Origin of the sequence: Amycolatopsis jejuensis (assembly GCF_000717335.1) — a bacterium.
Classification (GTDB): domain Bacteria; phylum Actinomycetota; class Actinomycetes; order Mycobacteriales; family Pseudonocardiaceae; genus Amycolatopsis; species Amycolatopsis jejuensis.
In genome coordinates, this window is record NZ_JNYZ01000005.1 from 106,318 (window position 1) to 128,818 (window position 22,501).

At 68.5% G+C, this 22,501-nt stretch carries 21 protein-coding genes; 9 read left to right on the forward strand and 12 right to left on the reverse strand.

All coding sequences use genetic code 11. The features are described 5' to 3' along the window. The first annotated feature begins 22 nt into the window (after window positions 1–22). The 4 genes from OO71_RS07055 to OO71_RS07070 all read left to right on the forward strand — a co-directional run bounded on the left by OO71_RS07055 (window position 23) and on the right by OO71_RS07070 (window position 3,101). Entirely contained in the window at window positions 23–760 is a 738-nt protein-coding gene (locus tag OO71_RS07055) for an IclR family transcriptional regulator (RefSeq protein ID WP_033288841.1), read from the forward strand. An 88-nt stretch (window positions 761–848) separates the two neighbouring features. After that, window positions 849–1,829 (forward strand): thiamine pyrophosphate-dependent dehydrogenase E1 component subunit alpha, encoded by a 981-nt coding sequence (locus tag OO71_RS07060; protein WP_033288842.1) that lies wholly within the window; start codon window positions 849–851, stop codon window positions 1,827–1,829. 13 nt (window positions 1,830–1,842) lie between these two features. After that, entirely contained in the window at window positions 1,843–2,877 is a 1,035-nt protein-coding gene (locus tag OO71_RS07065) for an alpha-ketoacid dehydrogenase subunit beta (RefSeq protein ID WP_033288843.1), read from the forward strand. Then, window positions 2,874–3,101 carry a biotin/lipoyl-containing protein gene (locus OO71_RS07070; protein ID WP_033288844.1) on the forward strand — a complete coding sequence of 76 codons (228 nt, stop codon included), beginning with the start codon at window positions 2,874–2,876 and terminating at the stop codon, window positions 3,099–3,101. The genes OO71_RS07065 and OO71_RS07070 overlap by 4 nt, the downstream gene beginning before the upstream one ends. 395 nt (window positions 3,102–3,496) lie before the next feature. Here OO71_RS07070 and OO71_RS07075 read toward each other — a convergent pair whose 3' ends face one another. Beyond that, entirely contained in the window at window positions 3,497–3,982 is a 486-nt protein-coding gene (locus OO71_RS07075; protein ID WP_033288845.1) for a carboxymuconolactone decarboxylase family protein, read from the reverse strand. Between the two features lie 117 nt (window positions 3,983–4,099). Between OO71_RS07075 and OO71_RS07080 the strand changes: the two genes are divergently transcribed. Beyond that, a complete protein-coding gene (locus OO71_RS07080) occupies window positions 4,100–5,029 on the forward strand; it encodes an EamA family transporter (protein ID WP_051791168.1) in 930 nt (309 codons plus the stop codon). Here OO71_RS07080 and OO71_RS07085 read toward each other — a convergent pair. After that, window positions 5,004–5,480: a (2Fe-2S)-binding protein gene (locus tag OO71_RS07085; protein ID WP_033288846.1), complete on the reverse strand. Its 477-nt coding sequence runs from the start codon at window positions 5,478–5,480 to the stop codon at window positions 5,004–5,006. The genes OO71_RS07080 and OO71_RS07085 overlap by 26 nt on opposite strands. 8 nt (window positions 5,481–5,488) lie before the next feature. Continuing rightward, complete coding sequence (locus OO71_RS07090) at window positions 5,489–7,825, reverse strand: molybdopterin cofactor-binding domain-containing protein (protein ID WP_033288847.1); 2,337 nt, start codon at window positions 7,823–7,825, stop codon at window positions 5,489–5,491. A 176-nt stretch (window positions 7,826–8,001) separates the two neighbouring features. Between OO71_RS07090 and OO71_RS07095 the strand changes: the two genes are divergently transcribed. Beyond that, window positions 8,002–9,633, forward strand: a complete 1,632-nt coding sequence (locus tag OO71_RS07095; protein ID WP_033288848.1) for a sigma-54-dependent Fis family transcriptional regulator — start codon at window positions 8,002–8,004, stop codon at window positions 9,631–9,633. A 3-nt stretch (window positions 9,634–9,636) separates the two neighbouring features. On the opposite strand, the gene OO71_RS07100 is transcribed toward OO71_RS07095, so the two are convergent. Then, on the reverse strand, window positions 9,637–10,455 hold the full coding sequence (locus tag OO71_RS07100; RefSeq protein ID WP_033288849.1) for a glycoside hydrolase family protein: 819 nt from the start codon (window positions 10,453–10,455) through the stop codon (window positions 9,637–9,639). A 204-nt stretch (window positions 10,456–10,659) separates the two neighbouring features. On the opposite strand from OO71_RS07100, the gene OO71_RS07105 reads away from it, so the two are divergent. Beyond that, window positions 10,660–11,046, forward strand: coding sequence for a cysteine/serine endopeptidase inhibitor (locus tag OO71_RS07105; RefSeq protein WP_033288850.1), 387 nt, complete (start codon window positions 10,660–10,662; stop codon window positions 11,044–11,046). An 8-nt stretch (window positions 11,047–11,054) separates the two neighbouring features. Here OO71_RS07105 and OO71_RS47110 read toward each other — a convergent pair whose 3' ends face one another. Further along, entirely contained in the window at window positions 11,055–12,350 is a 1,296-nt protein-coding gene (locus tag OO71_RS47110; protein WP_051791170.1) for a helix-turn-helix transcriptional regulator, read from the reverse strand. A 355-nt stretch (window positions 12,351–12,705) separates the two neighbouring features. Between OO71_RS47110 and OO71_RS07115 the strand changes: the two genes are divergently transcribed. Continuing rightward, window positions 12,706–13,434, forward strand: coding sequence for a chitinase (locus tag OO71_RS07115; RefSeq protein ID WP_033288851.1), 729 nt, complete (start codon window positions 12,706–12,708; stop codon window positions 13,432–13,434). 54 nt (window positions 13,435–13,488) lie between these two features. Here OO71_RS07115 and OO71_RS07120 read toward each other — a convergent pair whose 3' ends face one another. Beyond that, the gene (locus tag OO71_RS07120; protein ID WP_156096211.1) at window positions 13,489–14,724 is read right to left on the reverse strand and encodes a helix-turn-helix transcriptional regulator; all 1,236 of its coding nucleotides are present in this window, start codon (window positions 14,722–14,724) and stop codon (window positions 13,489–13,491) included. 342 nt (window positions 14,725–15,066) lie between these two features. On the opposite strand from OO71_RS07120, the gene OO71_RS07125 reads away from it, so the two are divergent. Further along, window positions 15,067–15,825 carry a thaumatin family protein gene (locus OO71_RS07125; RefSeq protein WP_033288853.1) on the forward strand — a complete coding sequence of 253 codons (759 nt, stop codon included), beginning with the start codon at window positions 15,067–15,069 and terminating at the stop codon, window positions 15,823–15,825. Window positions 15,826–16,126: 301 nt separating this feature from the next. Here OO71_RS07125 and OO71_RS07130 read toward each other — a convergent pair whose 3' ends face one another. From OO71_RS07130 to OO71_RS07155, 6 genes are read right to left on the reverse strand one after another with little or no spacing between them, the layout of a single operon-like run. Continuing rightward, entirely contained in the window at window positions 16,127–16,903 is a 777-nt protein-coding gene (locus OO71_RS07130; protein WP_033288854.1) for an alpha/beta fold hydrolase, read from the reverse strand. Then, window positions 16,900–17,904: an LLM class flavin-dependent oxidoreductase gene (locus OO71_RS07135; protein ID WP_033288855.1), complete on the reverse strand. Its 1,005-nt coding sequence runs from the start codon at window positions 17,902–17,904 to the stop codon at window positions 16,900–16,902. Before OO71_RS07135 ends, OO71_RS07130 begins: the two co-directional genes overlap by 4 nt. A 2-nt stretch (window positions 17,905–17,906) precedes the next feature. Then, window positions 17,907–19,466, reverse strand: coding sequence for a fatty acyl-CoA synthetase (locus OO71_RS07140; protein ID WP_033288856.1), 1,560 nt, complete (start codon window positions 19,464–19,466; stop codon window positions 17,907–17,909). Beyond that, window positions 19,466–20,050, reverse strand: coding sequence for a YybH family protein (locus OO71_RS47115; RefSeq protein ID WP_051791172.1), 585 nt, complete (start codon window positions 20,048–20,050; stop codon window positions 19,466–19,468). The genes OO71_RS07140 and OO71_RS47115 overlap by 1 nt, the downstream gene beginning before the upstream one ends. Window positions 20,051–20,056: 6 nt before the next feature. Continuing rightward, a complete protein-coding gene (locus OO71_RS07150; protein WP_033288857.1) occupies window positions 20,057–20,920 on the reverse strand; it encodes a DUF1028 domain-containing protein in 864 nt (287 codons plus the stop codon). After that, window positions 20,917–22,428 carry a PucR family transcriptional regulator gene (locus OO71_RS07155; protein WP_033288858.1) on the reverse strand — a complete coding sequence of 504 codons (1,512 nt, stop codon included), beginning with the start codon at window positions 22,426–22,428 and terminating at the stop codon, window positions 20,917–20,919. Before OO71_RS07155 ends, OO71_RS07150 begins: the two co-directional genes overlap by 4 nt. Window positions 22,429–22,501 lie beyond the last annotated feature (73 nt).

Below are 22,501 nucleotides of genomic sequence, written 5' to 3' on the forward strand. Positions count from 1 at the left end.
GTGGCGCGGTGGAGGTGACGGGATGGCGGCCGAGCCGACCTTGATCGGGTCCGTGCAACGTGCGCTGCATCTGCTCGACGCGGTCGGTGCCAGCGAGCGTCCGGTGCCCGCGAAGGTGCTCGCGCGCAGTGTCGGGCTGCCGTTGCCCACCACGTACCACCTGCTGCGCACCCTGGTCCACGAGGGCTACCTCTGCAAACTCGACGACGGTTACGCGCTCGGCAGCCAGGTCAGCGGGCTGCGGCAGCACACGTCGCGGCACGCGTTGCTGCCCCGGATCCGTCCGGTGCTCCGCGCATTGCGCGACGAAGTCCGCGGCGCGGCATACCTTTCGCTCTACGTCGACGGCGACATCAAGCTCATCGACATCGCCGACGGACCTGCCGCACCGTCGGTCGACCTGTGGGTCGGCGTGCACGAGGCCGCGCACGCGACGGCGTTCGGCAAGTGCATCCTGTCCGCCCTCGACGCGGTGGGCAGGCGCGACTACTTGTCCCGGCACCAGCTCGCCGACCTCACCCCGCACACCATCACCGACACCCGCGTCCTCGAGCAGCGGCTGTCGCAGAGCGGCGACGTCTTCAACGACCGCGAGGAGTACCTGCTCGGCACCGCGTGCGTGGCGACCATGGTCCGTACCCCGGGAGCGCTGGGTGCGGTCGCCATCTCGCTGCCTGCCCGGCGGCTGGGTTCGGCGCAGCCGCAGTCGCTGCGCCGGGCCGCCCAACGGGTGTCGCGTGCGCTCGCGCTGACCTCCTGAACGGGGCGTTATCACCATCTGAAATCGGGCCCGTTGCCCGGCGCCGGTACCGCGGCGAAAGTGACCTCCACAGCGAACGGGAGGTCACATGGAACCGCAGGACAGGCTGGACCTGTACCGGACTATGGTCCTGATCCGCACCTACGAGGAGGCCATCCTCCGCGAGTACCACGCGGACAAGAAGCCGGTCTTCGACATCGGGGCGGGCCTCGTCCCCGGGGAAATGCACCTGTCCGCCGGGCAGGAACCGGTGGCCGCGGGCGTGTGCGCGCACCTCACCGCCGGCGACGCCGTCACCGCCACGCACCGGCCGCACCATTTCGCCCTCGCGCACGGCGTCGACCTGGACAAGATGACCGCCGAGATCTTCGGCCGCGTCACCGGTCTCGGCAAGGGCCGCGGCGGGCACATGCACCTTTTCGACCCCGCGGTGCATTTCTCGTGCTCCGGCATCATCGCCGAGGGCTACCCGCCCGCGCTCGGCCAGGCGCTCGCGTTCCAGCGCCGCGGTACCGACCGGATCGCCGTCGCGGTCACCGGCGAGGGCGCGGCCAACCAGGGCGCTTTCCACGAATCGCTCAACCTCGCCGCGTTGTGGCAGCTGCCGGTGGTGTTCTTGGTGGAGGACAACGACTGGGGTATTTCGGTGCCGCGCAGCGCATCGACCTGCGTGACGTCCAACGCGGTCCGCGCCGCTGGGTACGGGATTCCGGGCGAGCGCGTCGAGGACAACTCGGTGGAGGCCGTACACGAAGCGGCTGGACGCGCGGTCGCGCGGGCGCGTGCCGGGGAAGGGCCGAGCCTGATCGAGGTACACACTTTGCGGCTGTGGGGCCATTTCGAGGGTGACGCGCAGGGGTATCGGTCCGATTTGGAGGGTGTGCCGGGCAAGGATCCGTTGCCCACGTACGAAAACCGGCTGCGTACTGACGGTGTCCTCGACGATGCGACGGCCGCCGGGATCACCGCGCAGGCCCGCGACCGGGTCGAAGCCGCGATCGCGTTCGCCAAGGACAGCCCCGAGCCCGACCCCGCCACCGCGCTCGACTTCGTGTTCGCGCAAGCCTGAGGAGACGCAGCCCATGACGCTCACCGAACCCGCCGCGCCCGCCGGGCGGAAACTCAGCACCGCGAAGGCCATGGTGGAGGCCATCGCACAGGAAATGGAACGCGACGACCGAGTGTTCGTACTCGGCGAGGACATCGGCGCCTACGGCGGGATCTTCAGTTCCACCACGGGTCTGCTCGACAAATTCGGCCCACAGCGCATCCTCGACACCCCGATTTCCGAGACGGCCTTCATCGGCACCGCAATCGGCGCGGCCGTCGAGGGCATGCGGCCGATCGTCGAGCTGATGTTCGTCGACTTCTTCGGCGTGTGCATGGACCAGATCTACAACCACATGGCGAAGATCCATTACGAATCCGGCGGAAATGTCAAGGTACCGATGGTGCTCACCGCCGCGGTGGGCGGTGGATACTCTGATGGTGCACAACATTCGCAATGCCTGTGGGGAACTTTCGCGCACCTGCCTGGGATGAAGGTCGTCGTGCCGAGCAACCCCGCCGACGCCAAGGGCCTGATGACGACGGCAATCCGCGACGACAACCCGGTGGTGTACCTGTTCCACAAGGGAGTCATGGGGTTACCGTGGATGGCGAAGAACCGCCGGTCGATCGCCCCGGTACCGGAAGGTGACCACGAGGTCCCGATCGGCAAAGCGAACGTGGTACGCCCTGGTAAGGACGTCACCATCGTGACGCTGTCGCTGTCGGTCCACCACGCCCTGGACGTCGCCGACGATCTAGCCGAGCAGGGTATCGACTGCGAGGTCGTGGACCTGCGCAGCCTGGTCCCACTGGACACGGACACGGTACTGGACTCTGTCGGCAAAACCGGCCGCTTACTGGTCGTCGACGAGGATTACCTGTCGTTCGGCCTGTCCGGCGAGGTAATCGCCCGCATCGCCGAACGAGACCCGGGTTTGCTACGCGCCCCGGCGGCTCGAGTGGCAGTACCCGACGTGCCGATCCCGTACGCGCGCCCGCTGGAATACGCAGTACTGCCAACGCCGACCCGCATCCGCCAAGCAGTCGTCAACCTGGTGGGCGCATGACGGAGGTAGCTTTCCCCTTCCTGTCAGACGGCCCCGCGGAAGGCGTCGTGGCGACCTGGTTCACGACGGACGGCGCGACAGTCAGTGAAGGTGAGCTGCTGGGGGAGGTCGCGGTGGACAAGGTAGACGCGGAGGTCACCGCGCCGGTCGCCGGAGTCGTGCGGTTGCTCGCGAAGGAGGGGGAAGTGGTGAGTCAGGGGACGGTGATCGCCCGAATCGAATAGTCCACCCGGGCCGCCGCCGAGCCCTCCCGCACCCCAGCAGCGGCCCTTCCCCGCACCCTCCACCGCGGCTGACGACTTCCGTGAAGGCCACCTTCACGGAATCAGATTCCCTCATGGTTCCCTTCACAGACACACATTCCGTGAAGGTTCCCTTCACAGCCTTTCCGACCCACCCACCGACCCACCCACCCAACCGCAGCCGAGGCACCCACCCGAGACCCGGGCACCCAGTCCCGGCCCTGCACCCCGATACGAAGCCAAAACACGGTCTGAGGGGCTTGTCAAGGCATCTTTCCCGCCTTGACAAGCCCCTCAGACCGTAGTCACAATCACGGCTTCGGGGTGCCCCACGAAACAATTCCCTAACCGGAACAAAATCACCTAAACCGGAAAGCTCACGAAACCAACTCCGCCATCATCCCCGGCTCATAAAACCCGGCAGGCATCCGCACAATCACATTCATCCGATTAGCCGCATTGATCAACCCCACCAAACACACCAACGCGGCAGTCTGATCATCGTCGTAATACCTGCGGACCTCAGCCCAAGTCTCATCCGACACCCCACCCTGACCGTCCGCAATCCGCGTCCCCTCCTCAGCCAGCGCAAGGGCCGCCCGCTCCGCCTCCGTGAATACCGTGGCCTCACGCCAACTCGCCACCAGATGCAACCGCTGCGTCGTCTCACCCGCAGCCGCAGCGTCCTTGGTATGCATATCCGTGCAGAAACCACACCCATTGATCTGACTGGCCCGCAACGAAACCAGCTCCTGCGTGGCCACCGGCAGCGAAGACCGGCGCAATACCGAACTCATCCCGGCAAACCGCTTCCCGACCGCGGCCGCCAGCTCATTACCCATCATGTCGAACCGTGCGTTCATCGTCCGTCCTCCCGGTGCATCACGTGGACACCCATGAGATGCCGGACCCCCGCACTTTGTGACAACCCCAGCGAAAATAAGTAGAGACCCAGGCCACCCGAAACCCACAATCACCCCATGACCAGGGCCCGAGCGACCGGACTGAGCCTGACCTCCTGGGTGCTCTTCGCGAGCTCAGGCCCACTGGCCAAGTCGGTCATGGACGCAGGCTGGAGCCCAGCCGCAACCACCGCCGTCCGCATCGGCCTGGCCGCGCTGCTCCTGGTCCCGTACGTCGCCATCCAACGGCCGCAAGCACTCCGGTTCCACCGCAAAGACCTGTGGCTACCACTGGCCTACGGCCTGCTCGGCGTAGCCGGAGTACAGCTGTCCTTCTTCATCGCAGTCGAACGCATTCCGGTCGGCACCGCAATGGTGCTCGTGAACCTGTCACCCGTACTGGTCGCGTTATGGATCCGCACGGTGCGACACACCCAGCTGCCGATCCAAGTCTGGCTCGGAATCGGGCTGGCGCTCACCGGCTTGGTGCTGATCTCAGGACCCACGGCCCGGCTGGACATCCTCGGCGTCGCCGCCGGACTGGCGTCGGCAGTCTGCTCGGCAGGGTACTTCCTACTCGGCGAACACGGCGCGCAACGTCACGACTCCCTCGGCCTCACCGCAGCCGGGCTGACCATCGGCGCCATCGCAGTGCTCGCACTGAGTCCACTATGGACAATAAACGCCGGAAACGGCACGATAGGTCAAGCGAAAGTCTGGCTGATTTTCCTGACCCTGGCAGGATTCGGCACCGTACTCCCGTACCTCGCAGGCCTGCGAGCATTGCGCGACCTGCCAGTAGCACTCGCCGGAGTGCTGGCGCTGGCCGAACCGCTGGTAGCCACCCTCCTGGCCTGGCTCCTGCTGGACCAAGCACCGGGCGCAACCCAGCTGACCGGCATCGCGGTGCTGATCCTGGGCGCGGCGCTGGTGAGTGGCCATGCCGGTAACCAGCACACCCGGCACAGCCACTCACCGGACGTCACATCTTCGCCGCCCCGGCCTTGATCGCCTCCCGGATCCGGGAGTACGTCCCGCAGCGGCAGACGTTGCGGATCTCGTCCAGGTCGGCGTCGGTGATCTCGCGACCCTCGGCCTTGGCCTGCTTCACCTTGGCGACCGCGGCCATGATCTGGCCGGGCTGGCAGTACCCGCACTGCGCGACGTCGTGCTCCAGCCACGCTTCCTGCATCGGGTGCAGGTCGGCCTTCACGGTGCCGGGCAGGCCTTCGATCGTGGTGATCTCGTCGCTTTCCTTGACGTCGGCGACCCGCACCGAGCACGGGTTGAAGGCCTTGCCGTTGAAATGCGACGTACAGGCCTTGCAGACGTTGATCCCGCAGCCGTACTTCGGCCCGCGGACGCCGAGCACGTCACGCAGGACCCACAGGAGCCGGACGTTGTCGTCGACGTCGACGGACACCGGCTTCCCGTTGAGGATGAAGGTGTGCTTGCTCATCGTGCTCCTCAGAAGGTCCAGCTCAGGCCGTCGGTCGGCGATTCGGGAACGGGTGGGACGAACGACTTGACCTCGAAGCCGATCGGGTCGTCGTGGTTGATCGGGAACCGCTTCGGGACCTTGCCGGTCGCGCGGGCGTACGCGCACGCGACGGCCGCGACCGAACACGCCACGCCGGCTTCGCCACCGCCGCCCGGCTGCTCGCCGTTGGACGGCATGGCGATCGCGGTGAAGTCGTGCGGGATGTTCCACTGCCGGGTGTAGAAGTAGTTGTCCCAGCTGGCTTCCAGGAAATGCCCGTCCTTCAGGTGGACACTGCTGGTGAGCGCGAGCGCCAGCCCGTCCGCGAAACAGCCCATCATCTGCGCTTCGAGGCCGCGCGGGTTGATCACCAGCCCGGTGTCGATGGCAATGACCGCCTTCGTCACGCGCGGCCCGCCGACGCCGTCGCGCACCTTGCGGTTCACCGTTTCCGGGCGGCAGTCGATCTCCACCATACAGGCGCTCGCGCCCTTGTACTCCTTGTGGATCGCGATGCCCTGCGCGGTGCCGGCCGGCATCTTCCGGCCCCAGCCGCCGACCTCGGCGACCTTGCGCAGCACGCCCTTCACCTTGTCGTTCTTGAGGAACTCCATCCGGAAGTCGTACGGGTCCTTGCCCATCGCCTTCGCCAGGATGTCGACCATCATCTCGTTCGCGCAGCCGACGTCGGGGGAGTACACGTTGCGCATCGACCCGGTGTTGAACCGCTGGTCGGTCTCGGTGAGCGTCTGGTCGACGACCCCGAAGTTGTACGGCATTTCCTGGCTCAGCACGAAAACCGCCTCGGCGACGCCGAGGTTCCCCAGCCCGGTCGGCAGTTTCGTGGCGACCGACGTGAGCACGTCGCCGAGGCCGTGCCGGAACGAGGTCTCCACCGACGTGTGCCGCTGCTCGAAGGTGAGCACGTTCCCGCCGAGCACGGTGGCCCGCATCCGCGACGTGGCCATCGGGTGCAGCCTGCCCTGGCGCGGCTCGTCGGCGCGGTGCCACATCAGCCGGACCGGCTTCCCGAAGGCCTTCGACGCCTGCGCGGCTTCCACCGCGTGGTTGCCGAACAGCTTGTGCCCGAACGATCCGCCGCCGGTGATGACGTGGACCTTGACCTTGCCCTGCGGCAGCCCGACGGCCTGCGCGACCTCACCCTGCGCCACGATCGGCGACTTCAGCCCGGCCCAGACCTCCGCGCTGCCGGCCCGCACGTCGGCCACCGCGCAATACGGCTCCAGCGCCGCGCTGGAGCGGAACATGAACTCGAAATCCGCTTCGACACTCTTCGCCAGCACCGGCACCTTCGGCACCGCGAGCGGCAGTTCGGCGCGGCGAAGGTTACGCAGCACCGATTCGTCGTTCTCGCCCTCGACAGTTCCCGCGCCCCAGTCGACCTTCAACGCGCGTACGCCGTCGATGCACTGGCCGAACGTCTGCGCGCGGACGGCGACGCCGGTCGGGATGATCGCGACGTCGGTGACCCCGGGCAGCTTCAGCACGTCGGCCTTGTTCTGGATGGCCTTGGGCTTGCCGTTGAGCGTCGGCGGGCGGCAGATCATCGTCGGCAGTGCGCCCGGGATGTCGAGGTCCATCGCGAACTGCTTCTTGCCGGTGACGATGTCGAGCGCGTCCATCCGGTTCTGCGGCTTCCCGAGGACCTTGAACTCGCCGGACCCCTTGAGCTTGCTCGGGTCGAGCTGTACCTGCTTGGTGGTGCTGGACGCGGCTTTCGTCGCGAGTTCGCCGTACGTCGCGGTCTTGCCGTTCGGGGCGGTGACGATGCCGCCCTTGACGATGAACCGCTCGGCGGTCCCGCCGAGGAGGAGCACCGCGGCTTGCAGCAGCTGCTGCTTCGCGATCGCGGCGGCCACGCGGATCGGGGTGTACGTCGAAACCGTGGTGTTCGACCCGCCGGTGAGCTGGTTGAAGAGCAGCTCGGGCCGCGCCGGGGCGAGCGTGACGTGCACCTTGTCCAGCGGCAGGTCCAGCTCCTCGGCGATGATCATCGCGCTGGAGGTGGTGATGCCCTGGCCGACCTCCGCGCGCGGGAGCGCGAACGACGCGCTGCCGTCCTTGTTGATCGTGACGGTGATCAGCTGCGAGGTCGGGAGCGCGGCGTCGGTGAGCGCGTCGTTGAGGTCGTACAGCTCGGGCGGCTGGGGCAGCGAGGGCACCGCGGCCGACGCCGGGGTGGAAAGCCCCACGTCCGCCGCGACGACCAGGGTCCCGGCCGCGACGACATAGCCGAGGAAACCACGCCGGGAAACGCCCGTGCGCTCGCTCCCGGTGTCCGGGTCGGAGTGACTGAGGGTCACGCTGCTTCCCCTTTCGAGGGTGAGGACCGCGGGTGGGGAACTCTCCACCGTCGCGGGATGTGGTGGGCCACCACCTTGCCGGGTGAATTACACGTGGAGTGTTCAACTTCTGGACAGCTCTTGCGGGTAGTGGCGGGTATCCTCCTCCGCGTCACCAACGAAGGTGGAGATTCCACGTGAGCACGACGACGTCCTGGTGCGGCGAGGGGCTGCGGGAACCGATCGCGCTGTCCTGGCGCCGCGCGTCGCTCGCCGGGGTCGAACCGGCGACCGCGCTGCTCGACCTGCGGCCGGTGGAGGTCGACCCGGCCAGCCACCTGCTCGCGGCTGCCGCCCCGGTGCTGGAAGACCTCGACGAACGCCTGGCCGGCACCGGAATGTCCACGGTGCTCGTCGACCACGACGGCCGGATGACCCACCGGTGGAGCGCCGATCGGGCCGCGTCCGATTGCTTCGACGAGCTGGGGCTCGACATCGGGTCGTGCCTGCTGGAGGAGGTCGTCGGCACCAACGGGCCGGGGACCGCGCTGGAGACCAGGTCGAGCATCGTGGTGCACGGCGAGGAGCACTACGCGGAGAACCTGCGCGGGTTCAGCTGTTACGGGCACCCGATTTTCCACCCGGTCACCCGCCGGATCGAGGGCGCGCTCGACGTCACTTTGCTGGCTGCGCAGGCGAACCCGCTGCTGGCGCCGCTGGTCGCGAAGGCCGTCGAGGAGATCGAGCGGCAGCTGCTGGAAGGCAGCCGGGTGTCGGAGCGGTCGTTGCTGGCCGCGTTCCAGGCGATGTCGCGCCCGACCCGGCCGGTGGTCGCGATCGGCGCGGACATGCTGTTGTGCAACCAGGCCGCCGCCGACCTGCTGGAAGGCTCGGACGTCGCCCTGTTGTGGAACCTCGCCGGGGAGGTCGCCGGACCGTCCGAAATGGAGACCGACCTGCGTTCGGGCCAGCGGGCGCGGGTCCGGGCCGAACCGGTGGCCGGTGCTCGCGGCGGGGTGCTGGTCGAAATCCGGCCGCTCGACGCCTCGGAAACACGGCGCGCGCGGCACCGGAACCAGATTTCACCCGATCGAGTGGCTGGGCATGTGCACATTGCGGGCCCGGGAGGGTCCGGGCGCAGCACCGAGGCCCGGCTCAGGGCGCCTGCGGAACCGTGCGCGGTACTCACCGGTGCGCAGGCGGTGCTGGGTGGCTCGGCGGTGTGGGCGGAGAGGTTCACTGCCGCGGTTGACGCCGGGAGCGGCAGCATCTGTGTCGACGGGGTGGATCTGCTACCCGCCGAGCTGGTCGAGCTGGTCGCCACGCACGCGGCGGGCGGGATCGGCCCGCATCTGGTCCTGACGACCGGCCCGCGGGAGAGCGTGAGCGGCCCGGTACGGGCGCTGATCGCGTCGTGCACCGACAGCGTCGAGCTTTTGCCGCTGGCGCAACGGGTGGCCGACTTCCCGGACATCGCCGGGCGCATGCTGGCGGACCTGGGCGCGGCCCAGACGCACTGCATCACGCCGGGTGCGCTGCGGGTGCTGGGGTCATACGACTGGCCGGGGAACCTGACCGAGCTGCGCGCGGTGCTCGGCCAGGCGATCCGGCGGCGGTCGGCGGGCGGGATCGGTCCGGGGGACCTGCCGCCGAGCCTGGTGGCGGATGCGACGGGCCACGATCTCGCGCCGATCGAGCTGGCGGAGCGGAATGCGATCGTGGCGGCGTTGCGGTCGGCGAAGGGCAACAAGGTGCGGGCGGCGAGCACACTGGGGATTTCGCGGACCACGTTGTATGCCCGGATGCGGGCGCTGAAAGTGCAGGGCTGAGAGTCAGCCCGCAGCGCGGTAGGCGGCTCCGCTCGCGTTCGGTTTCGTCCCGTTGTACAAGCCGGTCGGAGCGGTCTTCGTCGACAGCGTGAACCACGCGTAACGCTCCACAAAGGACAGACCCTGCAGCATGGCGGTCGAGTTCTTCACGAATTTCGCCTGCTGGGCCGCACTGGGGTAGCGCGGGGCGCCGTGCCCGAAGTCGGTGAGTGCGTACTCGGTGAGCCAGATCGGCTTGTGGTAACGGTTGTGCACGGCTTCGAGGTACCTCCGCAGCTGCCCGACAGCGGCGTCGGAGAAGTCGCCGCCGTACCAGTGCACCGGAATGAAGTCCACTTTGTACTTCCGGGACGCGGCGCCGCGCATGAAGGTGTCGAGCCAGCTGCCCGCCTTGTCCGCGTTCGCGGCGACCGCGGGGGCACCGAGGCGCATGCCGGTCGACTGCAGTTTCGGCCACAGGCCGAGCGCTTGGTCGGGGGACATGTTCGCCTGCCCGCCGTGGTCGGGTTCGTTGAAGCCCAGCAACGTTTTCCCGAGTGACTTCGCCTTGTTCAGGTTCTGTTGCGTGACCGACCCCTTGCCCCACATCATCGGGACGAACTCGATCCCGCTCGGCTTCGTGACCCCCTGCAGGTCCGCGGCCCAGTCGTAGAACCAGCCGGCCCGGACGTCTTTCAGTGCCTGGCTCACGCCGGGTGTGTTGTTGATACTGGCGCCTTTTTTCTTGCCCGCCAAAGTGTCTGCGGACGTACTCGGTGCGGCGACGGTGAGCGCGAGCAGCAGTGCCAGCACTGCCGGGACGAACTTGCGGATCCACGACATCGGCGGATTCCCCTTTCCGGACCACGGATTTCCGGAAACGCTAGACCTCGGAACGTGCCGAGTCGAGGGTTCCGGAGGTTTTCTGTGGTGGTACCGCAAGGGCTTCTGCGGGGCCACCACAGAGTCCGGTCCGGATTCTTGCCGGAGTGCGGACCGGTACCCGACGCTCGGGCTGCTCTGTTCACGGAAAAGGGAGTCCAAACCATGTCCGGATGGAGAAACGCGGCGGCGGTGGCTGCCTGTGCGGCGGCTTTCCCGATTGCCATGGCCGGTTCCGCGCAAGCCGCGACCAACGGCAGCGCGACCTATTACAACGATGCGGGCTACGGCGCTTGCGGGCAGCAGATCAATGCGGCGACTCAGATGCTCGTCGCGGCCCCGGCGGCACTGTGGACGTCGCCGAATCCCAATAACGACCCGTTGTGCCGCAAGTCGATCCGGGTCACCTACAACGGCAAGACCATCACCGTGCCGATCAAGGACAAATGCCCCAGCTGCGATTCCACCAAGATCGACCTCAGCCTTCCCGCGTTCCGGTCACTGGCCAATCCGGACCTCGGGATCATCAGGGTCACCTGGTCGATCGTCTGATCCCGGTTTCATCCCGGCGGATCCAGCCCGGCCGGAATACCGGACAGTTCCGCCCGGCCGGCAATGCCGAGTTTGCGGTAAACGCTGGACAGGTGGAATTCCACGGTCCGCACGGTGAGACATTCCTGTTCGGCGATACGGCGGTTGCTCAGCCCGGTGCGGGCCAGTCCGGCGATCTTGCGCTCCTGCGGGGTGAGGTGATCGCCGGCCTGGCGCGCGAGCCGGCGCAGAGCCTGCTCCACCCGGTTCGACCAGCCGTGGTAACCGTTGCGCGCGGCGAGCCCCGCGGCACTGCGCAGCACTTCCCTTGCTTCGCTGTACCGCTGCGCGGAACTCAGGAAATGCGCCAGGTCGTAGCGCGCGCGAAGGAGCTCTTCGATGGCCGCGCTTTCTGCGAGCAGGTCGGCCGCCCTGCGCACCGACTCGGGATTTCGCTTGACCACCACCGCGTGCGCGTGCGCAGCCACCCCGAGCGCCCAGGTGCCCGACCATCTTCGCGCCAGCAGCAGTTCCCGTTCGGCGAGCACCGCGGCGAGCCGGTGCCGCCCGGCCGCCTCCGCGCACAGCGCCGCGCGAGACCGCCACGGCTGCACCGCCGGGTTGTGCACCCCGGCCGCCATGAGCAGCCGTCCGCACTCCAGGAAATTGCCTCGCGCCACGTCGTGCCTGCCGGCCGCGAACTCGAGATGCCCGGCCGCGGCGAACAGTTCCGCCTTGTCCTGGTAGCGCAGGATCACCGGATCGCAAGCGTGGTCGACGATCAATGCGGTCGCCGCGTCGATGGCGCCACCGTCCACCAGCGCCAGCACCGACCACGCCACCAGCAGTTCCCGCAACATCGGCTGCCGGGTGCGGCCGAGCAGGTCGGACAGCATGGCGGCGCCTTCGTCCGGTGCGCCGCGCAGCACCCGCAACCGGGCGTGCAGCGCGGTCGCGAACTCCCGCTGGGTTGCGTCCGGACCGCGGGCGCGGCGCACGCAGTGGTGCTGCGCGAGGTCGGCCGCACCGGCGTGGATGAGCGCGAAAACCGCGCACCACCACGAAAGCAGGTCGTGCGCGGCGGGGGAACGCAGCACCGCCTCGGCCTCGCGGGCCACCGTCTCACGGTCGGCGCCCCGGTTGGCCATACCGATGGCCCGGAGGGCCCGCCGCCGCTCGGGCGGCGCGCTGTCCGCCCATTGCGCGACGGCCGCCCCGCCCGGAACGTAGGGCAGCCACCAGGTGCCCGGCAGCGCGGTGGCGTGGTCCGGCAATGGCGGCAGCGTCCGCGTCGCGCCGGCCGGCGGGGGACCGGTGTCATTCATGGAAAGTGCCTCGAATCGTTTTCCGGGTTTGCGGGGTAACCGAAAACGATCGAAGTTTAGGAAACGATGATCATTTATGTCAACGACCGGGGAAACTCGGAAACAGCTTCACTCGGACGGAGCAGCAGTGCACTGCTCACCTGGGCGTTTTTCCGGACCGCGCCTGGCTTCCCCGTAGTGGACCAGACATCTGAGCACAACCGGGGTCGGGGATTTCTTTACGCTCATACGTATCTTCGGACGAATTGCGGACGCACCGTGAAGACGGTTCCGGGCGGCGCGTGCGTTGATGGGCTTTCGGCGGTGTCCGCCATTCCTCCGGGCGGACCCCGGGAGACGATGGGAGATCCGGAACGTGCTGTTCACGAGGATTGCCGCGGTGGCGGCTGCAGTGCTGGCCTGCGGGTTCACCGGGATGAGTACCGCGTCGGTGGCGCACGCACAGCCCGACGGGCAAGCTGCCGGTTTCGTGGTGAGCGAGGCCCAGTTCAACAAAATGTTCCCCGGCCGCAACGGTTTTTACACGTATCGCGGTCTGACCGACGCGCTTTCTGCCTACCCGCGCTTCGCGACCACCGGCAGTGCCACGGTCAAAAAGCGGGAAGCGGCCGCGTTTCTGGCGAACGTCAGCCACGAAACGGGCGGGCTGAAGTACATCGTCGAGCAGAACAAGGCGAACTACCCGCATTACTGCGACACCGGCAAACCCTATGGCTGTCCGGCCGGGAAGGCCGCGTACTACGGCCGTGGCCCGCTGCAGATCAGCTGGAACTACAACTACAAGGCCGCAGGCGACGCACTGCATCTGGACCTGCTGCACAATCCGAGTCTCGTCGAAAAGAACGCCGCCGTCGCGTGGAAGGCGGCGCTCTGGTTCTGGAACACCCAGAAGACTGCGGCCGGAACCTTGATTCCGCACGACGCGATGGTGAACGGCAAGGGCTTCGGCGAAACCATCCGCACGATCAACGGCGGCGTCGAATGCAACGGAAGGAACCCGGCGCAGGTCCGCTCGCGGGTGGAGGCGTACAAGAAGTTCAGCAGCATGCTCGGGGTCGGCCCGGGCGGCAATCTCAGCTGCTGACGCGGGTTTCCACCGGAAGGCGCGCGGCCTTCCGGTGGATTCCGCCGTCCCGGGTCAGGACAGCCGGTTCCGGTTTCCGGAAAGCCGGTACCAGATCTCGAGCAGTCCGGCCCGCAGCTCGGCCCGGCCGCGGATGCCCAGCTTCCGGTACACGTGCGACAGATGGAACTCCACGGTGCGGACGGCGACGTACAGCCGCGCCGCGATGTCCCGGTTGCTGTACCCGGCGATGGCCAGCAGTGCCACCCTGGTCTCGGGCATGGTCAGCGCAATCGGCGGCTGCAACCCGGCCAGTTCGGCTTCCGCGTGGACGGCCTGCGCGGTGCAGCCCGCCCACCGGAACCGGGCGGCCGCCTCGCGGAACTGTTCCCGCGCGAAGGTGGGCTGCCCGGCCGCGGCGAACCGTACCCCGAGCTCGTACCGCGCTTCTCCGGCTTCCAATGCGGCGCCGGCGACGTCGAGCAGGTCGACCGCCTCGCGGAGCAGGTCGACGGCCGCCGCCGGATTGCCCACGACCGCAAGGACGTGCAGCGCTTCCCCGAGCGTTTTCGGTTCGCCCCAGGCCATTGCGGCTTCATAGTCCTCGACGGCAAGTTCGGTTGCCCGGCGGTGGTCGCCGAGGGCGTGCGCGCACCGCGCGGCCCGGCGGCGCCAAGCGGAAAACGCCGGGTTGACCATGCCGCGGGCGGTGAGCCTTCGTCCGCACAGCAGGTGATCCGCCAGCGCGTGCCGGACGTCGCCGATGGCCATCCGGACCGCGCCGCGGGCGCCGAGCAAGGCCGGGGGCGACGCGGCGTCGATGGTTCCGTGCGAGTGGCAGTAGGCGGCCAGCACGGTGTGCGCGGCCGCCGGATTGCCACGGACGAGCAGCAGTTCGGCGGTTTCGGCCACGATCGACGGGCGGAGCGCCGGGTCGACGCCGGTGTGCTGCAGCGCGCGGTACCGGCTCCAGGCAGTGTCGAGATCGCCGTTCCAGCGCGCAGTTCTGGCGCGCAGCAAGGTGATCCGGCCGGCCAATGCGTCGCTTGTGGACGGTAGACGGCCAAGCCGCGCCGCGGCTTCCTCGGCCTCCGCCGGTTCGCCGGCGAGCACGAGCGTGGTCACCGCACCGAGCACGCAGGCCGGTTCGCTGCGGCAGTGCGGAGCGACCAGTGCCTCGTCCGCTTCCTGGACTGCGTCGGGCAGCCGCTGCCCGCTTCTCGCCAGCGTGACGGCACGTTCGGCAGCGCAGCGGCCTCGCGGGGCGGGGGCCGCGAGTGCGTTGCCGGGCGAGGATCCGGAGATCTCCATGAGTTCCTCGGTGCGCTCGGAGGGGACCGTGCTCGGGCACCGGCAGCGGACCCGCCGGAGCGCGAAAAAATGGAACACCGGACTCACCAGCCGGTATGGAGCGCTGGCCTCCTGTCTTCCGTGAACAGTTGACGGACTCGACAACCGGGACGAAACCGGCCGACGGTGAACCGAGCATAAGGACTTCGCCCGACTCGTCAACAGCAGTACGGGAAATCCCCAGTCTTTTGGCTTACCGGACAACGCCCTTTCCGCAGATTGCGGGGCGACCGTGAAGACACTGCGGCAGCGGGCGGCCACGATCGGGCTGCGTCAGTTCTCATGCGGTGCAAAGGAGCTCAGATGCGCAGATTCCTGATGGCCATGCTTGCCCTGCTGGCGGCTGCGGTCGCGCTCGCCGGAGTGTCGGTGGGCGCCACCTCGGCGGATGCCACGACCGCGAACCGGACGGTGACGTTCGTCAACCGGACCGGCCAGCCGATCTGGATCGGCAGCGGGGTGAACAACGACGGCTCCAAGAACCTGACCGGGCTGCCCCGGCTCAACGACAGCCAGCGGGCGACGATCACCGTGCCTGAGTCGGGTAATCCCGGGCACTGGCGCGGGCGGTTCTTCGCCCGCCAGGGCTGCACCGGGAAGTCCGGCAGCACCTTCCACTGCGTGGTCGGTGACTGCGGCAAGCTGGCCGACCGCTGTACCACCGGCGCACAGCCGACCAGTCTTGCCGAATTCAACTTCGACCGGCACAACAAGACCGCACCCTGGTACAACGTCAGCTACGTCGACGCGGTGTCGTTCTCCATCACGATCGAGCCGACCGGCGCGAAGCGGCCACCTGGTTCGAACCAATGCGAGACCCAGGGTTGCTCGGACCGGCTGCTGCAGTACTGCCCACCGGCCAACCTCACCAAGCGCGGCGGCAAGGCGATCCTGTGCACCAACCCGAACCGGGACGCGAAAACGTCGTACAGCAACGCCATCTCGAGCCACTGCCCGAGGGCGTACGCCTGGTCGAAGCAGGACACCGAGCCCGGCAACAAGACGATGCGGAACTGCCCGAGCTGCAGGGGGTTCGTCGTCACCTTCCATCGCGGGATTTAGTCGCGGTGCGGAGTTCGAAGACCGGCGGGCTGTTCGCGGCGGCGTTCGGGGTGGCGGCCCTGATCGCCGCCGCACAGCCCGCCACCGCGGCGGCCCCGGCCGAACGCGCGGGGTACCGCGGCTGGCGGAGAATTTCGCCGGTGGGAACAAGACCGCCGCCGGCGTCGTGCGGGCGTGGATGAACAGCCCGGGTCACCGGGCGAACCTGCACGACATCGGGGTCGGCTACCGGCACCGCAGCGGGACGAAATACGGGCAGTATCGGACGCAGCTGTTCGGTACCCGCTGAGCGGGAACTGCGTCACTCCCGATCGAGGTGCGCCGACAGGAGTTCGGCCAGTGCCTGCGGCGCTTCGAGCATCGGCAGGTGTCCGACCCCGGGCATCGTGACGAGGCCGACCCCGAGCGCGTCCGCCATCTCGCGCGCTTGCTCAGGAGTGCAGGTGCGGTCGAAGGCGCCGGTGATCACCGTTGCCGGGCACTGCACTGCCGGAGCGTGTTCGCGGACGTCGCTGCTGGTCGTCGCCGCCCAGATCGCGCTCACCGTTTCGGCGTCGTTCGGGTTGCTCAGGTCGAGCATCCGCTCGACGACCTCGGCCGGAGCGCCGGGTGCAAGGGACATTTCCGGCAAGTTGTCCTCGAACACCCGACGTGGGCCGAGGGTCCGGAACGCTTCGACCGCCGCGTCGAGGCCGTCGCCCTCGATCGCCAATGCCCCACCCACCGAGACGATCGAGGCGACCCGGTCCGGGTGAGTGGCGGCGAGGTACACCGAGAGTGCCCCGCCGAGCGAACCGCCGATGACGTGTGCGCGGGGGATGGCGAAGTGGTCCAGCGCGGCGAGCAGGTCGGCGGCCCAGTGCTCGACCCCGAACGGGCCGAGTGGTTCGGACCTGCCGTGTCCGCGCAGGTCCGGCAGCACGCAGAACCTGTCCAGCGGGCCGACGACCTCGGCCCAGCATGCGGCCTGCAGGTTGATCGGGTGGGCGAACAGGATCGGCAGTGCCTTCGCGGCAGGGTCACCGGTGGTCAGTACCGACAGTTCGCCTGCCGGACCGGGGATGCTCGTGCGGTTCACGCCCCGCTCCGGACCAGCGGCAGTACCTCGTCGGCGGTGCGGCGGAGAGTGGTTTCGAGGTCGTCGGTCCGCACCGGCATGAGGACGACGGAATCGGCACCGGCGTCGAGCAGCGCACCGATCCGCTCGGCGCAGGTCGCGGGATCACCGGCAACGGTGAGTTCGTCGAGCCAGGCGTCGGGCATTTCCTTGCCGATCAGCTCCGCTCCGCCCCGGTCGCACAGTTCCTGGACTTCCGGGCCGAACGGGTTCACCGTGACGAGCGGACTGCGTGAGAGGAAACTCAGGTACAGCGAGACCAGCGGCCGGACCACGGCGCGGGCCGCGGCAGTGTCACTGTCCACACAGTACATTGCGAACGCCGGAACTCGGTGCTGCCTGGTGGGTTTCGTGGTACGCCGGGCCTCGCCCTCGGCGATCCGGGCCCGCAGCCAGCGCAGGTAGGCCGGGCTGGCCATGGCCGAAACCACGGTGCCCTCGGCGATTTCCCCGGACAACTGCAGCATTTTCTCGCCGAGTACACCGAGGTGGATCGGCGGTACCGAATGCGGTGGATGGGTGAGCTGGATGTTGTCGGCCTCGAATTGCCCCGCCGGTTCGGTGTACGCCTTGCCGCTCAACAGGGTACGCAGAATTGCGACACTTTCGCGGACCGCGCCGAGCGAAGACCGCGGTTTGATCCCCATCTTGCTGACGATTTCCGGCACGCCGAGCCCGATGCCCGGCCGGACGCGACCCGGGAACATCCGTTCGGCGGCAGCGATTTCCATGGCGGCGACGGCGGGATGCCGGACCAGTGCGGACATCACGCCCACGCCGACCGGAATCGTCTCGGTGGCCGACAGTGCCCGTACGAGGCAGGCAATCGAGCCGAGGTACCAATAGTCCTCGGGAATCCACAATTCGCCGAAGCCGAGGTTTTCCGCCAGTGCGGCGACTTCGCCGACCTGCTCCGGCGCCAGGCTGCTGGCCACCGCGAGGCCGACCGGGTTTTCCGGCATGGTCAGTCTCCTTTCTCTGCGGCTGCCGCGAATTCCTCGCGCAGCACGCGTTTCAGCACTTTTCCGCTCGCGTTTTTCGGCAGGGCCGGCACCACGGTGACCGCTTTCGGCACCTTGAACGGGGCGAGGTGCGCGCGGGCGTGTGACCGGATGTCGTCCTCGGTCACCGTCTGGCCGTCCTTCGGCACGACGATCGCCACGACCGCTTCGATCCACTGTGGATGCGGTACCCCGATCACCGCGGCCTCGGCCACCGCCTCGTGCCGGTGCAGGACCTCCTCGACCTCGCGCCCGGCGACGTTCTCCCCGCCGGTCTTGATCATGTCCTTGATCCGGTCGACCACGGTGAGGTAACCGTCCTCGTCGAGCACCCCGAGGTCGCCGGAGTGGAACCAGCCGCCGCGGAACACCTGCTCCGTCGCGGCCTCGTCGTCGAGGTAACCCAGCAGCGCCTGCGGGCTCCGGTGCACGATCTCGCCGACCTCGCCGGGTGGCAGTTCGCGTCCGTCGACCGGGTCGACCACCCGGGTTTCCACGTTCAGCGCGGCCTTGCCCGCCGCGCCTGCCTTGCGCATCTGGTCTTCGGGTCGGAGTACCACCGCCAGCGGTGCCATTTCGGTTTGGCCGTAGAAGTTCCACAGCCGCAGGTCCGGCAGCCGCTTTGCGATTTCGTGCAGCACCGGGACCGGCATGATCGCCGCGCCGTAGTATCCCTTGTGGAGGGTGGAAAGATCGCGGCGATCGAAGTCCGGGTGCCGCAGCAGGCCGATCCACACGGTCGGCGGGGCAAACAGCTTGGTGGCCCCGAACTCCTCGACGGCGGCCAGGATCGCCGCGGGGTCCGCGCCGGGCAGGATGATGCTTGTGGCGCCCAGCATCAGGTCCGGGACGAGGAAGCAATGCTGCTGTGCACAGTGGAACAGCGGCAGCGCGTGTACTTCGATGTCCGATGTGGACATTTCACCGTCGGCAACGCAGCTGGCGTACTGGGCCATCAACGCCGAATGCGACAGCATCGCGCCTTTCGGCCGGGACTCGGTACCTGAGGTGTAGAGGATTTGCGCGAGGTCGTCGGGCGCGATGTCCGCGACTGGTTCGTTTCCGGAGCCTTCGGCGAGCAACGCGGAGAGGTTCTCCCATCCGGTGCGCTTGCCGTTGTCGAGGAGTACTCGTGCTGGGTCGCCGGGGCCGATCGCCTGGTCGGCCACCTCGGCGAGCTCCGTCGAGGACAGCACGGCGATCGCACCGGAATGCTTGAGTACGTAACCGGCTTCGCCTGCGGTGAGCATGAAGTTCACCGGCACGAGCACCGCGCCGAGCCGGGCGACGGCGAAGATCGCGAGCACGTAAGCCGTCGAGTTGCGCGACAGCACTGCGACGCGGTCGCCTTGGCCGATTCCCCGTTCTGCCAACGCATTGGCCAGCCGGTTCACGTCGAGGTCGAGCTGCGCGTAGGTGAGGGAGGTACCGCCTTCGCGCAGCGCCACCCGGTCCGGATGGCGCCGGGCGGAGCGGCGGAGCACGTCCCCCAGGGAATTGCGGCGGACCCGCGCGGCGGTCATCACGCTCCCGGCGGCGGGAGTTCGACGGTCTGTGCGATGCTGCCGCCCCGGTCGCCGCCGCGGCTCAGCCAGGTGTCGGCCATACCGGGGCGCTCCTCGTCCGCGGGTGCGGCCGGTGAGCAGTGGAAGTGCCAGATCTTCCACACCGGATTGCCGTTCCCGTCGTCGCGGCGGGCGATCGACGTTTCCCGGAACCGCACGGGCGCAACGTCCTGCTCGCCGATGTCCAGATTGGACGCTCCCCAGCCTTCCTCGGCGGATTTCTTCGTGGGGAAAACGCCTTCGCAGGTAATGTAGGCGAGGTCGCCGGAGACGAAAATGCGGTAGTCCCACAGATCGACGACGTCGACGTCGATGGCGCCGACGTAGAATTCCCAGGCCTTGATCATTTCGTCGAGGCCGTAGTAGGTGTGGCCGTTGAGGTTGAACATCAGCGTGTCCGGTGCGAAGTTCCGGCTGCACCGCGGGATTTCCTGGGTGTGGTTGGCCGCCCACCAGTCACGGTGGGCGACCCGGATCGCCTCGACGTCCTCGGCGGGGCCGACGAAACGGGGCTTGGCGGTGGGGTAGAGATCGGTTGTCATCGGAACTTACTCCTTTTCTGGGTGGCCGCCGAGAATTCCGGCCTCGGCGAGACGGGGGAGCAACCGCGCAATCGGCGGATGGACGGCAATGGCCTCGGCAAACGCGGTGCGCGCAGCTTCGGCTCGGCCATCGCGGGCGAGTACGACGCCTCGCCACAAATCGGGTTCGGCATTGGCCGGTCCGAGCCCTTCGCGGGCCTCGGCAAGGGCCTTCAACGCGGCATCGGCGGAATCGCCGGGTTCGCCCAGTACCGCGCCGGGAGTCGCGATCGCGGCCATCATCCGGGCCGCCGCGCGGCTGCGGGCGAGGAGGCGGCGGAGTTCGGCGACCGGGTGCGGTGAATCGTCGACCCGCAGGTCGACCTGCCCGGCCACGATCAGCGCGGCGGCCTGCGCACCTCGGACGTCACCACCGGCATCATGCCCGGCTTCGAGCACCGCGAGCAGACGGTCCGCCAGGTTTCCGCCGGACTGCGCGGCATCGGCCATCGCGTCCAGCACGGCATCGCCGTCGAGAAGATTCCCCTGTACACACCAGTTTTCCCCCTGTCGTGATCCCACAGCACCGATACAGCCGGGTCCGGTGTGCACGGCGATGCCGCCTTGCGCGTCGAGCATTGCGACCTGCCGGAGGTCGGTCAGCGGGTCGTCCGCACGGATCTTCGCCAGTGCTTCGGCCGCGCTGAGACCCTGGCGCATCGCAGCGAGTCCGCCGCGGCCGTACTCGAGGTTGACGACGGCTTGTGTCGCCACCGCACCGACTCCGGCTTCCACCCACGGAACCTGGCTGCCTACCGCGAAGAAATGCGATTGGACCGCCACGCCGAGTTCGCCGGTGCCCGGATCGCGCAGGAGAACGGAATACGTCATGACGCCCCTCCGTCCGGTGTGGACAGTCGCAGTTCCAGTTCGGCGAGCAGCCGGTCGAGCGGGGACTCGAGGTCCATTCCGGACAGTTCCTGGAGGCGGCGAAGCCGGTAGCGCATGGTGTTGCGGTGCACGTACAACGCGCGCGCCGCGGCAGCCATGTCGCAGTTGGCGTCGAAATACGCCTGCAGGGTCTGGCGGTGGACGTCAAGGCGGGGTTCGTCGGTTTCGGCGAGCCGACGCAGGTACCCGGGCATCAGATGCGGCCGTTCCGCGGCAAGTTCCCCGGGTTCGTGCAGAATGCATTGGGTTCGGAGGTCCATTATGGACACCACATCCTGATGCGCTTCGACTCGCAGCGCGCGCTCCAGTTCTCGACCCGCCTGGGATACCGCGGACCTTCCGTGACTCGGCTGCCCGAGCACCGCGACGAGTTTCATGCCGAGCTGACTGGCCGACCGCGCAACGAGATCCGTGATCAATCCGGTGTCGATCGAGGGGGTGACCATCGCGTACACGCCGTCGCCCCACCTCGTGACCGCGAGCGGGCTCAGGCGGAGGGCGACCAGGTGCTCCAGATGCGCTCCGTCTACTTCGGACAGTGCGGCGCGATCACGGAGGCGGAAGCCGACCAGCTGGAAGGCGTCGTCCTCGCGTCCGCCGAGGAGAATGCCGGGCGTAGAGCTGCCGGAAAGCGCCTCGCGCAGGGCTTCCGCCGCGCGACGGTCGCGTCCCGGCGTGGCGGTGCGGACGAGGGTGGCGGCGACCGCGCGGGCGACATCGGTCATCCCGGCTTGCGCGCCCGGGCCGAAGGTGGCGCCGACGGGCGAAAGCCAGAGGTACCCGAGCACTTCCGGACCGGCGCGCAGCGGCGTGACCAGCCGCGGCGGCTCGTCGAGGAGGACCGGCGCGTGGGCGTGGGTGATCCGGTTCAGCTCGCCGGACGTCCGCAGCCGCTGCTCGAGGTCGTCCGGCACGCGGCGGGCTACGACGGTCGCGCGGCGGAGGTCGTCGGACTCGTGGTCGAGGGCGGAGTAGGCGACGAGCCGGAGGTGGTGGTCGGTGATGTCGACCGCGCCGCCGAGGGCCACCGCCGCGGCGTCGGCGAGCGCTGACCGCGGGTCGCCGATCCCTGGTTCCGGCGCGCCGCTACCCAGCGCCGCGCGGGTTCGGGTGAGTGCTTCGTCCCAGGTCAGCGCCGTCGGCAGCGCCAGCACCGCGATCCCGAGGTGCCGGGCTCGGGCCTGGACCCAGGTCGCGTCGGCGGGACGGCGGGTGACGACCCCGGCCGCGCCGGTTTCCGCTGCCTCGGTGAGCAACCGGGTGAACTGGTTCGACGTCGGGTCGAGTCCGACGGCGAGCACGAGGGCGCCCGGCGCGAGGTCGCCGATCCGCACGGCGTGGACCGGGGCATGGGCACCTGCCGGGGCGGCGAGGATTTCCAGCTCGGCGGCTTCGGCCAGCGCGGCGAGGGTGGCCGGGGCCGGGGAGGACAGGCACGGTGCGGTCACGGTCGGCGACACCTCCTTCGCCCGACTGCGGTGCCGGGGTGCTTCGAAGTGTCAGTGGCGCGGACGCGTGGGT

Excerpts from the sequence above, each read along its gene's own strand:
- OO71_RS07055 (WP_033288841.1), top strand. The coding sequence starts at position 23 with ATGGCGGCCGAGCCGACCTTGATCGGGTCCGTGCAACGTGCGCTGCAT.
- OO71_RS07105 (WP_033288850.1), top strand. The coding sequence starts at position 10,660 with ATGTCCGGATGGAGAAACGCGGCGGCGGTGGCTGCCTGTGCGGCGGCT.
- OO71_RS07140 (WP_033288856.1), bottom strand. The coding sequence starts at position 19,466 with ATGACCGCCGCGCGGGTCCGCCGCAATTCCCTGGGGGACGTGCTCCGC.
- OO71_RS07100 (WP_033288849.1), bottom strand. The coding sequence starts at position 10,455 with ATGTCGTGGATCCGCAAGTTCGTCCCGGCAGTGCTGGCACTGCTGCTC.
- OO71_RS07125 (WP_033288853.1), top strand. The coding sequence starts at position 15,067 with ATGCGCAGATTCCTGATGGCCATGCTTGCCCTGCTGGCGGCTGCGGTC.
- OO71_RS07070 (WP_033288844.1), top strand. The coding sequence starts at position 2,874 with ATGACGGAGGTAGCTTTCCCCTTCCTGTCAGACGGCCCCGCGGAAGGC.
- OO71_RS07085 (WP_033288846.1), bottom strand. The coding sequence starts at position 5,480 with ATGAGCAAGCACACCTTCATCCTCAACGGGAAGCCGGTGTCCGTCGAC.
- OO71_RS07060 (WP_033288842.1), top strand. The coding sequence starts at position 849 with ATGGAACCGCAGGACAGGCTGGACCTGTACCGGACTATGGTCCTGATC.
- OO71_RS07075 (WP_033288845.1), bottom strand. The coding sequence starts at position 3,982 with ATGAACGCACGGTTCGACATGATGGGTAATGAGCTGGCGGCCGCGGTC.
- OO71_RS07080 (WP_051791168.1), top strand. The coding sequence starts at position 4,100 with ATGACCAGGGCCCGAGCGACCGGACTGAGCCTGACCTCCTGGGTGCTC.
- OO71_RS07135 (WP_033288855.1), bottom strand. The coding sequence starts at position 17,904 with ATGCCGGAAAACCCGGTCGGCCTCGCGGTGGCCAGCAGCCTGGCGCCG.
- OO71_RS47110 (WP_051791170.1), bottom strand. The coding sequence starts at position 12,350 with ATGAATGACACCGGTCCCCCGCCGGCCGGCGCGACGCGGACGCTGCCG.
- OO71_RS07120 (WP_156096211.1), bottom strand. The coding sequence starts at position 14,724 with ATGGAGATCTCCGGATCCTCGCCCGGCAACGCACTCGCGGCCCCCGCC.
- OO71_RS47115 (WP_051791172.1), bottom strand. The coding sequence starts at position 20,050 with ATGACAACCGATCTCTACCCCACCGCCAAGCCCCGTTTCGTCGGCCCC.
- OO71_RS07150 (WP_033288857.1), bottom strand. The coding sequence starts at position 20,920 with ATGACGTATTCCGTTCTCCTGCGCGATCCGGGCACCGGCGAACTCGGC.
- OO71_RS07065 (WP_033288843.1), top strand. The coding sequence starts at position 1,843 with ATGACGCTCACCGAACCCGCCGCGCCCGCCGGGCGGAAACTCAGCACC.